The following is a 14,015-nucleotide window of genomic DNA, read 5'->3' on the forward strand; positions in this document are numbered from 1 at the left end:
ACACATTAGTTTGGAACAGATAAGGTATCAGGTTTTACCTTACTAAAATCGCTTGTTAAAAATATATCGATACTTTGTCCTGAGCCAATTCTTGCCTCTGGTCTAAAGAGAGGCGCCTGGCGATACACCTTGGCCGTTAAGCTATCTTTGACCGTATTGTCCCACAAAACCGATCCAACACTCAAGGAAGAAGATTCAATTGCTGAAACTGCTTCCAATTTAGTTAGTCCAATCAGGTTAGGAACATAAATATCCTCATCTCCCAATCCGCTACCTACCACCAAATTCACAGAACTTCCCTTATTCACCAGGGCTCCGGGCTTAACTTCCTTTCCTCCTATTAGTTGTTTCAAAACTGCATTCTTAGCCAAATCAGGTACATATTGTAACCGTCCAACTTTTAGTCCGTAGGTTTCAATTCGGGCAGTAGCCTGACGTAATGTCAAATCAACCAGATTAGGCATTTTCACCTTGGGGGGTAAAATAGCATTAACTGTTAAATATATTATTCTATCTTTTTTTACGAAAGAACCAGGCTTTGGCACTTGGTCGGCTACGGCGCCTTTTTGTGCTTTTAGGTCAAAAACCGAATCAATAATAGCATAACGTAAATTGGTTGATTCAATAAATTTATCCAAATCTGCTTTGTTTTTCCCTTTAAAATCAGGCACTTCAACCTTTTCACCATTATGAGTATAAAAACCTAGGATAAACATTACCAAGGTAGTGAATACAATCCAGCCTCCGATAATGATACCCATTTGCTTTAAAAAGGGTTTAGATTTTACAAAAATTAGTATTTCCTTCATTTCTTGCGCTTGGGTTCAATTAACAAAAGTACCTAGAAAAAATTCTCTTTGACTTAATTTGCTACTATCTTTTTACGAAATCTATGTTTAGGGGATGCAATATCTAAAATAAACACTCCCGGACCGGCAACCGGAATTTTAAAAAAATCTAAAGTCTTGGAAAACTCTCTGGAATATACCAGTTGTCCCGATTCTGTTATTAGCTGCAATTTTAGCGGAAATTCCGTTGACTTTATTGTTGTCAAATTCACAATGACCTCATTCGTTTGTTGATCAAATCGCACTTTCAAAGGATTGTTAGGAAAAGGTGTCAATGAAACATAATCTATCAAAGAATCAATAGACAGGGAATAGAGCTTGCCACCTGATTGGTTTATTATTTGGTATTCATCACTCATATACAGGTGTGAATTGGATGAAAACACAACAGATTCGCGCTGGGTGGTATTGGTTTGAAACTGGTACGGAATCCCTTGAAAGAAGGAGGCATTTTGAATTTCATCAAAAACCCAAAACCCTTGATAAGATTGCAAAAACAAACGATCTCCTGTTGGATTAATGTCAGCACCGGTAATCCAATAACCGGTATTAAAGCTATCTAATAAAGTTGGAACAAAAGTTCCAGGGTGGTCGGGAAGTTGATACAATTTTGCATACTGACTGGTTCCTCTATTTTTAGAAACCAGGTATAAATTTCCATTCCACCAAAACATAGACTCACAATCAAAATTCATCTCCTCAGTTGCTGGAGGAAAAGCAGTTTGATCAGGATAGGCAAAATGAATTACACCAAGGGTATCAATTCCGGTTCCACTAACTAAATCAGGATTAGGCAAAATATATATGCAAAGGTTGGTTCGGGCATTGCCATTGTTTCCAAAATCACCAACAAAAAATCTTCCATCGTCACTTCTGGCCAAATCTTCCCAATCCACATTGGTTGCACCATTAACCGTTAAAATCGATATCAAATTAGCATGTGAATCGATTTGAAAAAGCTCCGGCTGATTCCCACTGTCATTGATGCTCCACAATCGTCCATTGGTAGAAGTTTCCAGGCCGGATGTTTCCATACAACTGGAGGGGAAAGTTCCAACTACTTGCAAATCAACATGTGTTTGTCCCAAAACAAATCCGGGGAAACTTAACACCATCAATAATACAAGGAGTTTATTCACGAATTATATTGAATTGGCGAATTGCAACAATTTCTCCTCTTCAAAATGATTAGCCATCAATTGAAGACCAAAAGGCATTCCATCCTTATTGTTTCCAAGAGGAATAGAAATTGCCGGAACTCCAACTAAATTGGCCTGAACCGTGTAAATATCTTCCAAATACAACAAAATAGGGTCATTGGATTTCTTACCAATTTCAAATGCCGGTCCCGGAGTAGTTGGCATAATCATAAAATCATAGGTCTTGAGCAAGTTCGAAGTAAAATCCCTCAAAACCCTTCTCACCTTTTGGGCCTTGGTATAATAGGCATCGTAATATCCGGCGCTTAAAACAAAAGTTCCCAACATAATTCTCCGCTGAACTTCTTTTCCAAATCCTTCCGACCTGGATTTCTTATATGTACTCTCCAAATCAGTGGCATTCGGACTTCGGTAGCCAAAATGGATTCCACTGTAACGACTTAAATTTGAACTAGCCTCAGCAGTAGTTAATACATAGTAGGTTGGAACCAAATAATCCAGGTAAGGAAAATCAACTGCTTCCACTTCATGACCTTGGGATCTAAGAAATGCTATCTTTTCAAACATCATTTCTTTCAACTCGCTATCCAAAGCCGGACTTTCCAAACATTCCTTCAAGTAACAAACTTTTGCCTTGCCTTCAAATTTCAGCTGATTGGAAAAAGCAGGAACCGGTTTGGAAGAAGCGGTTGCATCGAAATCATCTTTCCCTGCAATAACTTCCAAAATTAAAGCGGTATCTTCAATGGTATGGGTTAAGGGGCCAATTTGGTCAAAGGAGGAACCATAGGCAAGCAAGCCCCACCTTGAAACCCTGCCATAAGTAGGTTTAAGTCCAACGATTCCACAAAAAGAGGCAGGTTGACGAATACTTCCGCCGGTATCACTGCCTAGGGCTGCCAAACATAAATTTCCGGCCACTGCAGCTGCACTGCCTCCTGAACTTCCACCAGGAACCAACTTTTCATTTAAAGGATTCCTAACTACACCAAAGGCAGAATTCTCATTGCTACTTCCCATAGCAAATTCATCGCAATTCAATCGGCCAATAATAACAGCATCTTCTGCCAATAGTCGTTCTACAACGGTTGAACTAAACAAAGATTCAAAACCACTTAATATTTTTGAAGCACCTGAAACTTGATGACCCTTATAACAGATATTGTCTTTGATTCCAATGACCATACCTGCCAACTTTCCTCCCGTCCCATTTTTCAACTTCTGATCAACCTGCCTAGCTTTTTCCAAAGCAGTTGCCTCAAACACTTCTAAAAAAGCATGAAGGTGCTTTTTCTCTTCAATTCTTGCAAGGTACTGCTTGGTAAGGCCTTCAACAGTTATTCTATCTTCCAATAAATCAGCTTTTATTTCTTTTAAGGTGGTATACGAATTCATTACTTGCAAAGGTATTCCCAAACTTGATACTTCCTCCAAATTATCTCAGAAGTATCAAATTTCCTTTCCAAATAAAAGTTACTTCTTGGGACTACTGCTTGTGGTTAGCATTCATCATGCTATCCATTCCTGAATACCAGGCTAAAAAAGTAATACCAATGTTATTTGAAATAATATCCAACTCTATTTTGAGAATTACAGTGGCAAATGCCAATTACCTTTTGAATAAGTCCTTTAGCATTAGGTCTGGAGCATTAGGATTATTCATTCTTAGGGCAAAAAAAAGAGGCTGCCCTTTTGGGACAGCCTCCTTCAAAAAATCGGATAAAATTATTTTACAATTACAGATTTGGTAGCAGAGAAGTTACCGGCTGTTACATTGTAAGCATACATACCTGTAGGAAGTGAAGACAAATCTACAGAAACATTGTGAACACCATTGGTTTGACGACCTTGGTTAAGGCTCATTACAGTTTTACCAGTAATGTCAACTATTTTAACCATAACGTCTGAATTTTCTTTCAACTCGTAAGTAATGGTAGATGGACCATTGCTTGGGTTAGGATAAATATTTAATGAAGCTGACAAAGCATTAACTTCATTGATACCGATTGGGCCATCAAGGTTCAAACGAACTACCGGAGTAGAAGAACCATAGTAGTACCAACCTGGGTTAGTAGCAGTTTCGTCATAGATGAAAGAAACGCCTGGGTATTTGTACAAGCTAGGCTCAGAAGTAGCAACAAATACTTGTTTGCCACCTGAATTACCCAAGTATTCAACTGTTGCAATGTAATCAGCGTTTGCAGAAATTACATAAGGATCAGTTAATGGAAGGGTGATATAGGTGAAAGAAGTACCGGTTGATAAGTCGGTAACTTGGTTTTGAGCAATAGTCATTTCAGCAGAAGCAGCAACTTCATTAGCAGCTAAAGAAGTTGTTACAGTGCTATCTACTTCATAAAGAACTGCACGAATAACTTCACCAACAGTATTTGCCATGTTAGCAGTGCTGTTAACAAGAGCAAAAGTGATAGAAGTAGCAGTTACATCTCCTTGAGAAGTTACTTCGTAGTAGTTACCAATTTTGTATGGTTGAGAGTTGGTTGTACCGGTTTCAACACCATTGCTGATTCCGCTAACAGTAGCGTTAAAGCCACCATCAACAGCATAAACGCTATCAGTAATAGCAAAATTGTGGGTGATAACGTTATCGGTAGGAGTAGCATCCGTTGCATCGGCACTAACAGTAAATTCAACTGAATATGAACCAACTTCAGAAGCTGCATAAGGAGCAGTTACAAACAAAGTATCAGAACTTCCGGAAGCGAAACTTGCTACTGGAGTGCTGGTTTGATCATAAACGTTGGTTGTTCCTTTGTTAACTTTTACATTCAATTTTGCATTGGTTGCAGCTTGACCACCATTGTTGCTAATTAATGTAGCAAAATCAGTAGACTGACCAATGAAAGAAGGAACCATAGAATATGCATACGAAATAGCTTCGGTAGCAACCAAGTCATTATCCGGAGCATCAACCAATTGAACATCGTCAATCATCCAGGAATAACCACAACCAGGTGCAGAACCAGGTCCGCTAGTGTATGAACTTGGACTCCAGAATTCGAAACGAATCCAAACAAATTGTTGGTTTCCGGCAACAGAACTAATGTTTACTGTTACGTTCTCAGGATTGATTGGATCGTCGTTGTTAGCAACCAATGCATTAACCGGGAATTTAGTCCAGTTAGTTCCGTTAGTTGAAACAAATACAAAAGTTGAATCGTCAAAACGACGGTAGTTTTGTTGAAATTGCAACAAAACACCAGGGTGACCAGAACAGTTAATTGGAGATGCAGTTGTTAAATCTGCAACTTGGTTACCTGAACAAAGTAAATCTGAATCGAAAAGAGCGTATCCGTTTGCAGCAGTGGTAGAAGCAATTGGATCAATCGGGAAAGAACCGGAAGGAACTGCATTACCTATTACCCAGTTGTCTGAATTTCCTGACTGGTTACTGATAGTCCAGTTGGCAGCAACAGAAAAATCATCTTGCCAAATAGTCGCAGCAGCATTTTTTGCTACACCTTGGTTCTGTTTTTTAACGTGATAACCGGTGTGGTTGTTTTTTTTGTTTGCCGGAAAACGTTCTGTTGAGGCTACTTGTCCGAAAACAACCGTAGCAGCCGTCAACAAAATACCAGCAGTCGTGTAAAACTTTTTCATTGTATTTTGTGATTTTATAAGAAGTGCAAATTAAAGTATTCTAAATGATAATGCCAAATTAAACTTCGCTTAACTCCATGTACGACTCCATTGGTTCGCAACTACAAACCAAATTGCGGTCACCATACGCATTATCTACTCTACCAACGCTTGGCCAGAACTTATTCTCCCGAATCCATTCCGCCGGATAAACAGCTTTCTCCCTTGTATAGGACCTCGACCATTCTCCCGAAATTACTACCCCGGCAGTATGTGGTGCATGCTTTAATACATTGTCTTGCTTATCGGCTAAACCGGAAACAATTTCTTCAATCTCCTTGCGGATTAATATTAATGAATCGCAAAATTTATCTAACTCATGCAAGCTTTCACTTTCCGTAGGTTCCACCATTAAGGTTCCGGCAACCGGAAATGAAACGGTCGGCGCATGGTATCCATAATCCATCAATCGTTTGGCTATATCTTCCACCTCTACTCCGCATACTCTTTTAAATTCCCTGCAATCCAATATCATTTCATGGGCTACTTTGCCATTCTTCCCCTGGTATAAAATCGGAAAATGCTTCTCCAATTTGGACTTCATATAATTGGCATTCAAAATTGCATACTTGGTCGAATTTACTACGCCTTCCTTTCCTAACATCCGAATGTAGCCATACGAAATTAGTAAAATAAGGGCGCTACCGTAAGGCGCTGCAGAAACCGATGTAATAGCCTTTTCTCCCCCGGTTTTCACCAAAGCATGTCCTGGCAAAAAAGGTGTTAAATGTGCCGCCACTCCAATCGGACCTACGCCCGGACCTCCACCACCGTGAGGAATAGCAAAGGTTTTATGTAAATTCAAATGACAAACATCTGCCCCAATCCTTCCGGGAGAGGTTAATCCAACCTGCGCATTCATATTCGCACCATCCATGTAAACTTGTCCACCGTTGGCATGAATTACCCGGGTAATCTCCGTAATGGCTTCTTCAAATACACCGTGGGTTGAAGGATAGGTAACCATCAAACACGCTAAATTATCTTTGTATTGTTCTGCCTTTGCTTTCAAATCAGCAACATCAATATTCCCCGATTCATCGCATTTTACCACCACTACCTGCATACCTGCCATCACTGCTGTGGCCGGATTAGTTCCATGCGCCGATTGCGGAATTAAGGCTATGGTCCGATGTGCATCTCCTCTACTTAAATGATAGGCCCTAATCACCATCAAACCGGCATATTCACCTTGCGCACCACTATTTGGCTGAAAACTCATCCCTGCAAAACCGGTTACCTGACATAAATATTTCTCCAAATTATCAATCATCTCGCGGTATCCGGCGGTTTGATTCACCGGCGCAAATGGATGCAAATTGGCAAAATTAGGATCGGTAATAGGATACAACTCACTCGCTGCATTCAACTTCATGGTGCAGGATCCCAAGCTAATCATTGAAAAAGTCAGAGACAAATCTTTGTTCTCCAACATTTTAATATACCTCATCATTTCTGATTCCGAATGATGAGAATTAAACACCTGCTGCTTCAGTATCTCTCCCTTTCTAACCAATCCTTCCGAAACTGAAACCGGTTGTGCACTAATGGTTGTTATGGCTACAGCTTGCCCACCTTTCAATCCGGCAAATAGAGCAAGTACAGCCTGAATATCCTGAGCCGAAGTAGTTTCATTCACACTGATTCGAATGCTTCCATCGGCAGCATAAAAGAAATTCAACTCTTGCTTTTCAGCGGCTTCCTTCACCGTGTCTGCTGCTTCGTCCACAATGCATAAAGTGTCGAAATGGGTCAGATTTTGAACCTTTACGCCCAATTGCACCAATCCGTTCTTCAACAAGGTAGCGGCTGAATTTACCTTGGTTGCAATCCGTTTCAAACCTGCCGGACCATGATAAACTCCATACATAGAAGCCATAATTGCCAACAAGGCCTGTGCTGTACAAATATTCGAAGTAGCCTTGTCGCGGCGAATGTGCTGCTCCCTGGTTTGCAATGCCATACGCAAAGCCCGGTTTCCATTGCTATCAACGCTTACACCAATAATTCGTCCCGGTATAAAACGCTTAAACTCTTCTCTGGTAGCGAAAAATGCAGCGTGCGGACCTCCAAAACCCATTGGAACACCAAAGCGTTGACTATTCCCAACTACTACATCTGCTCCCCAATCGGCCGGCGCAGTTAGCAATACCAACGAAAGAATATCGGCAGCAACTGCCAAACGAATGCCATGGCTTTTGGCGCTGGCAGCAAATTCAGAATAATTATAAACTTCTCCATTCGAAGCCGGATATTGAACCAAGGCTCCAAACATGTTCTCATTAAAAACTACCGTTTCATGATTTCCAATCAACAATTCTATTCCCAATGGAGCCGAACGGGTTTTTAACACATCAATGGTTTGATCGAAACAACGCTCAGACACAAAAAACACATGAGATGAATTCTTCTCCTTTGGCCTGCTGTGATATAACATTATCATGGCTTCGGCCGCCGCTGTGGCTTCATCCAGCAACGAAGCATTGGCAATTTCCATCCCGGTGAGTTCCATAACCAAGGTTTGAAAATTCAATAATGCTTCCAACCTGCCTTGTGCAATTTCCGCCTGATACGGTGTATAAGCCGTGTACCAACCCGGATTTTCAAGAATATTTCTACGAATCACCGATGGCACAATCGTTGGGTGATACCCTTGCCCGATAAAAGACTTAAATACTTTATTTTTCTTACCCAAATCACCAACGTGGTTCAAGTAATCGTATTCGCTTAATGCCACAGGAAGATCCAATTCCTTCTCCAATCGAATTTGGGAAGGTACGGTTTGTGAAATCAGTTCGTCTAAACTTGAAACACCAATACTTTCAAGCATTTTGGCAGTTTCTTCGGCGTTGGGGCCAATGTGTCGGGAGGAGAAGGAGTCAGTAATCATATTAGTCAGCAAAGATAGGGGGAACAGACGAATAATGACAGCCTCAAACCTGAATTAAATCATTTTTCACTCAGAAGTTTTTAACTGAATCAGGTTGTCTGTTAGTAAACTCATTCGGATGGGTAAAATTTACTGCATTTCTGTTTTATTTCTTATTTGGCGGGCCCCTTCAGCCTACCTTTCTTTACACTTCTTCCAAATTGGTTGCATCGGCTTCAGGTCACGCTTTCGCCAGTAGTCCTCGTCCCCCTCGGCTAACGCCATTGGGGTCCTGTGGGCTACTTGTCTCAATCGTTGCCCGAGGTGCAAACCCAAACTGCCTTGTTCTAAACCTGGTTTTGCCTATTACCCATCTTACAATTCAATATTTTACACATGGCCAACCAAATACCATGGATATAACTTTTTGACACTAATAAAACCAGATTACGCATTACAAATTCTTCCCGAAATGCTTCGGGAGGGGTAAACCCAACTAAATCAAGTAGTTCGGATTAGGTATCCTCGTATTGATTAATTTGCGATAGAGAATACAATTCACCTCACCCGGAAGTGGCAAAAGCTCGTACCTATAAGCAAATGCCCGGGCTTGGTCCGGGTAGGGATAGAGGCAGTTACCCCACAGCACCACGCAGCGATAGCAAGTGGGGCGAGGAGTAACGCCGAAAGCCCGACCATGAGCCGGGCTTTCGGTTGTAAAAAGCGCAAAACGAATGCGAATGGGACCCGCCAAAAAATCCAACAAAATCTAGTTAAACCGGGCGAGACCGGAAATTAACTACCAAATTTTAGCCCGTTTTTCAGGCGCAACCCACATTTTATCTCCTTCCTTTACACCAAAGGCTTCATAAAACTCGGTCAAATTGGTTAAAGGTCCATTTCCTCTAAACTTTCCGGGCGAGTGAGGGTTGGTATTAACTTGCTTCTTCATGGCTGCAGGAGTAAAATTCGTTCTCCAGATTTGGGCCCAACTCAAAAAGAAACGTTGATTTGGGGTAAAGCCATCGATTAATTTACCTTCTTTTGCCTGGGTAGTTTTTTGGAATGCGGCATAGGAAATAGACAATCCGCCCAAGTCGGCGATGTTCTCACCCAAAGTCAATTCCCCGTTGATATGCAAGGAATCGATGGCCACGTAACCATTAAATTGAGCAACCACCATTTGGGTTTTGTTCAAAAACTTCTCCTTGTCGGAGGCGGTCCACCAATCTTTCATGTTACCTTCTTCATCAAATTGCGAGCCTTGGTCGTCGAAACCATGCGTTAATTCATGTCCAATTACAGCGCCAATGGCAGCATAATTAACCGCATCATCGGCACCGGCAAAATAGAAAGGAGGCTGCATAATTCCGGCAGGGAAGGTAATTTCATTGCTGGTTGGGTTGTAATAGGCATTAACTGTTGGCGGGCTCATTAGCCATTCCATTTTATCAACCGGTTTGGGAAGTTTTTCGTAATTATGACGAATTTCAAACTCCACCGAATTGATGTAATTTTCGAAGTGAGAATTTCTGGAGATGGTTAATTTGCTGTAATCTCTCCAGGTGTCGGGGTAGCCCAATTTACGGATAATGGTATTTAATTTCTTTTGAGCTTTTTCTTTGGTTTCGGCGCTCATCCAATCCAAACCATTGATGCGCTCGCGGTAAGCAGCAATGAGGTTGTTCACCATTTCATCTACCTTTTTCTTAGATTCTTCAGGGAAGTACTTAGCCACAAACAATTGACCTAAAGCCTCACCCATCATTTGGTCAACTTCCGAAATAGCCCTTTTCCATCTTGGTTTCATTTTCTTTTGTCCCGACAAAGCAGTACCATAGAAATCGAAATTAACTTGAGCTACTTCGTCGCTTAGTTGATCCGAAAATGAAGTGATGATATTCCAGCGTAGGTAAGCTTTCCAAACATCCAGGGGTTGAGATTTAATTAAATCGCTGGCTTTTTGGAAAAAATCAGGCTGACCGATGATTACTTCCTTTGCAGCACCCAATCCGATAGCTTGCAAATAGGTAGAAAATTTAATATTCGGATATTTGGAATCCAGCTCGGCAATAGACCATTTGTTGTATTGTTTCTCTAAATCCCGAAGTTCCACATTGGTCATAGAGGCTTTTGCAAGTTCTACTTCCAGGTTATAAACTTTTTCGGCATTGGCAGTTGCGGTTTCTTTTGATTCTCCCAGAAGTTCAAAGTCTTTCACCAACAATTGTTTGTATTTATCTTGAAGCGATTTGGAATCGGGGTCGTTTCTAAGGTAATAATCCCGATCGGGCATGCCTAATCCGCCTTGGTTGGCCTGAGCAATATTTACGCTGGAGCTTTTTGGGTCGGCGCTCACATAAATAGACCAAACGCCTTTTACACCTTTCATTTGCGAAGTAGCAAACCAGGCCATCAGTTGGTCGTTGGTTTTAATTTCATTCACTTGTTGAAGGAAACGAGCCAAGGGTTTTACGCCGTCTTTATTCTTCTTAACCGAATCCATGTAAGTGAAGTAGTAATCTCCAATTTTTTGTCCATTGGAACCCGGAGTATTTGCTTTTTTGGTATTTTCTTCCAAAATGCCTCTCAAGCGGTATTGGTTTTCTTCCAGTAAAGCAGAAAAACTGCCCCATTTGCTTTCGGTCGAAGGAACAGGATTGTTTTTTAACCAGCCACCATTGGCGAATTCATAGAAATCATCTTGTGGGCGTACCGATTTATCCATATTGGCCAAATCGATTGGTTTAACCTGAGATTTATCTTTCCCATCCGGGGTAAAGGAATAGAATAGAACGATGCCTGACAGAGCGGCAAGTCCAATGGCATTTTGCAATTTCATTTAAAACTAAATTTGGGTAAGCGGGGTCAAAAGTATAGTTTATCCCCAAACTCGCAAATAAAGATTCCTAAGTAGAAAACCTGTACAAAAAAGGACATTAATTTCCGGACTGATTCTCGCGAATTTGTTTTTGGTACAATTCGAAGTAACTTCCTTTAAGAGCAATGAGGCTATCATGGTCACCTTCTTCCACGAGGCGACCTTCATCAAGAACCAGAATATGATCGGCATCTTTAACAGAACTGACCCGATGAGAGATAATAATACTGGTTTTCCCTTGCATTACCTTTTTGAGGTTGGCAAGGATATTTTCCTCTGTTTGGGTATCTACTGCTGACAAGCAATCATCGAAAATTAGAATTTTCGGATTACGAATAATTGCTCTGGCAATGCTTACCCGTTGTTTTTGTCCACCCGAAAGAGTTATTCCTCTTTCCCCGACAATGGTATCGAAACCTTTCGGAAAAGCCGAAATATTGTCATAAATATCCGCGTCTTTAGCTGCTTGGGCAATAAGAGCCTGGTTGGTTTTATCCTGAATACCAAAGGCAATGTTATTAGCTATGGTATCACTAAAGAGAAAAACCTCTTGAGGGACATAACCGGTTTGGTGACGAAGGCTATCCAAGTTTAGCTTGGTTAGGTTTTGATTATCGATTAAAATCTCCCCTGAACTAGCATCAAACAAGCGGAGTATGAGAGAGGCAATGGTACTTTTTCCGCTTCCGGTTCGGCCAATGATAGCCAAAGTTTTACCGGCTTGTACCGAAAAGCTCAGTTCATCCAAGGCTTTAATTCCACTTTCCGGATAAACAAAGCTCACCTTATTAAACTCAATTTTCCCTTGAATTTCCAGGCTATCAAAATTGGAATTTTGAATTTCCGGCTTGGTAAATAAAAATTCATTAATCCGCTGTTGAGAAGCTGCTGCCCGCTGAACAATGCTACTAACCCAACCAATTGAGGCAAAAGGCCAGGTTAACATATTAATGTATACAATAAATTCGGCAATATTCCCCAGGCTTAGTTCCCCTGAAATTACCTGTTTACCTCCGATATAAACAGTTAATATGGTGCTTAAACCAATGAGAATCATCATTACCGGGAAAAACAAGGAATTAATGTATGCCAACTGCATCGATTCCTTTTTATAGGCTTGGCTATCCGATTCAAAATAGCGTATATAAGCCGATTCCCGATTGTAGGCCTTAATAATTCGGATACCAGAAAAAGCTTGTTGCACATTGGAACTAATGGTGCTTAACATGGCTTGAACCTTTTCGCTTTGCTTGTTGATTTTCTGGCTAACCCAATAAATCAATACTGACATCAAAGGAAGCGGTAACAAGGCATAAAAACTTAGTTCAACATTTACCGAAAACATGCTGTACAAAACAATGACAATAGTAGCTGCCAGGTTGGTAGTGTACATAATTGCCGGACCAATATACATTCGGGTACGGCTAACATCTTCGGTTATACGATTCATTAAGTCACCCGTGCTGTTTAACTTATAAAAAGACAAACTCAATTTTTGGTAGTGGTCGTATAAATCATTTTTGATATCGAACTCTATTAACCGGGACATAACGATTAATGTTTGACGCATCAGAAACATAAAAAAACCTTTGATTAAGGCCATAGATATTAGCAAGATGCCGCATATAATAAGGGCTTTTGAGAATATTTCCAGAAACTCCGAATTCAGGTTGAAACCATTGAAAGTTCGTGCAATATTTACAGACTCCACCACCAAATCAACTGCATACCGAACCACCCTGGCCGGGTAAATAGCGAACACATTAGATAAAACAACGAAAAGAATTCCGAACGACAATCTAACCCAATACCTGGCGAAATACTTATTTAACGACCATAAAGCCTTCATAGAAGTGGCAAAAGTACTAAGAATGAAATCAAATATTGTATTCTTCCCCACATTTTAAATTGGAATTCTTCATCCTTAAAAAAATCTTCATGAACAAACCTGATACATTGATCACAAACTAATCAATAGTACTTTTTAGCTTCGTTTCAAGACAAGTGAAAGTATGGTTTTCATGTAAATTTGAATTGAAAGAAAACCTAACTAACACTCTCCAGGGATTAACTCAAATCGGCCCACCTCCCAGCTCATTTGCCATTGGTTCACTTTGTTTCAAATGACAATTTTAGGATAAAACCATGAATACAATATAACTGTGCAAAATGCACAAAAACTTAGTGGTCCTTCAAAAAGAATTAAAAATAAAATGAGCCCTATTCGAAATGGAGTAAGCTAAAAATCTATGGTTTTCTTAAAATTCATGAAGAAACTGCCTTCTTCAAATTACCTATCTTCGCTTCCTGAAATGTACTTGCTATGAGTAGAAGAACCTTGCGTGTATTTATTTTTTTAGGGGTGGTCTCCATTTTAGGGGTTTTGACCCTACAGGTTTTTTGGTTAAAAAACGCTTTTAGTTTTGAGGACAGGGAATTTAACGACCGGGTTAACCTGGCATTGCGAAGGGTTGCCAACATTATTTCAATCATGAAAAAGGAAGACCGGCCTTACCAGCAAGTTACTCAGGTAAGTTCCAACTATTTTGTGGTTAGCATGAATGATTCGCTTCATCCTTATTTATTGGAAAGGCTTT

The 14,015-nt window shown here is 40.5% G+C and carries 8 protein-coding genes; 1 reads left to right on the top strand and 7 read right to left on the bottom strand.

Annotation, left to right across the window (positions count from 1 at the left end):
• Positions 1–5: 5 nt before the first annotated feature.
• From K1X82_00515 to K1X82_00545, 7 genes are all read right to left on the bottom strand, one after another.
• Positions 6–809, bottom strand: a complete 804-nt coding sequence (locus K1X82_00515) for a PASTA domain-containing protein (GenBank protein MBX7180567.1) — start codon at positions 807–809, stop codon at positions 6–8.
• A 53-nt stretch (positions 810–862) separates the two neighbouring features.
• Positions 863–1,987: a hypothetical protein gene (locus K1X82_00520; protein MBX7180568.1), complete on the bottom strand. Its 1,125-nt coding sequence runs from the start codon at positions 1,985–1,987 to the stop codon at positions 863–865.
• A 3-nt stretch (positions 1,988–1,990) separates the two neighbouring features.
• Positions 1,991–3,403: an Asp-tRNA(Asn)/Glu-tRNA(Gln) amidotransferase subunit GatA gene (gene gatA, locus K1X82_00525; GenBank protein ID MBX7180569.1), complete on the bottom strand. Its 1,413-nt coding sequence runs from the start codon at positions 3,401–3,403 to the stop codon at positions 1,991–1,993.
• Positions 3,404–3,733: 330 nt separating this feature from the next.
• A complete protein-coding gene (locus K1X82_00530) occupies positions 3,734–5,629 on the bottom strand; it encodes a T9SS type A sorting domain-containing protein (protein MBX7180570.1) in 1,896 nt (631 codons plus the stop codon).
• 58 nt (positions 5,630–5,687) lie between these two features.
• Positions 5,688–8,558 carry an aminomethyl-transferring glycine dehydrogenase gene (gene gcvP / locus K1X82_00535; protein ID MBX7180571.1) on the bottom strand — a complete coding sequence of 957 codons (2,871 nt, stop codon included), beginning with the start codon at positions 8,556–8,558 and terminating at the stop codon, positions 5,688–5,690.
• A gap of 778 nt (positions 8,559–9,336) precedes the next feature.
• Complete coding sequence (locus K1X82_00540; protein MBX7180572.1) at positions 9,337–11,379, bottom strand: M13 family metallopeptidase; 2,043 nt, start codon at positions 11,377–11,379, stop codon at positions 9,337–9,339.
• A 97-nt stretch (positions 11,380–11,476) separates the two neighbouring features.
• Entirely contained in the window at positions 11,477–13,267 is a 1,791-nt protein-coding gene (locus tag K1X82_00545; GenBank protein ID MBX7180573.1) for an ABC transporter ATP-binding protein/permease, read from the bottom strand.
• A gap of 474 nt (positions 13,268–13,741) precedes the next feature.
• Here K1X82_00545 and K1X82_00550 point away from each other — a divergent pair.
• The coding region (locus K1X82_00550; protein MBX7180574.1) for a sensor histidine kinase at positions 13,742–14,015 on the top strand (274 nt) is incomplete at its 3' end.

The sequence above is a fragment of the Bacteroidia bacterium genome (assembly GCA_019695265.1).
Classification (GTDB): Bacteria; Bacteroidota; Bacteroidia; order JAIBAJ01; family JAIBAJ01; genus JAIBAJ01.

What these genes read in the sequence shown, in the direction of transcription:
- K1X82_00545 (MBX7180573.1), bottom strand. Translation starts at nt 13,267, where the DNA reads ATGAAGGCTTTATGGTCGTTAAATAAGTATTTCGCCAGGTATTGGGTT.
- K1X82_00540 (MBX7180572.1), bottom strand. Translation starts at nt 11,379, where the DNA reads ATGAAATTGCAAAATGCCATTGGACTTGCCGCTCTGTCAGGCATCGTT.
- gatA (MBX7180569.1), bottom strand. Translation starts at nt 3,403, where the DNA reads ATGAATTCGTATACCACCTTAAAAGAAATAAAAGCTGATTTATTGGAA.
- K1X82_00530 (MBX7180570.1), bottom strand. Translation starts at nt 5,629, where the DNA reads ATGAAAAAGTTTTACACGACTGCTGGTATTTTGTTGACGGCTGCTACG.
- gcvP (MBX7180571.1), bottom strand. Translation starts at nt 8,558, where the DNA reads ATGATTACTGACTCCTTCTCCTCCCGACACATTGGCCCCAACGCCGAA.
- K1X82_00515 (MBX7180567.1), bottom strand. Translation starts at nt 809, where the DNA reads ATGAAGGAAATACTAATTTTTGTAAAATCTAAACCCTTTTTAAAGCAA.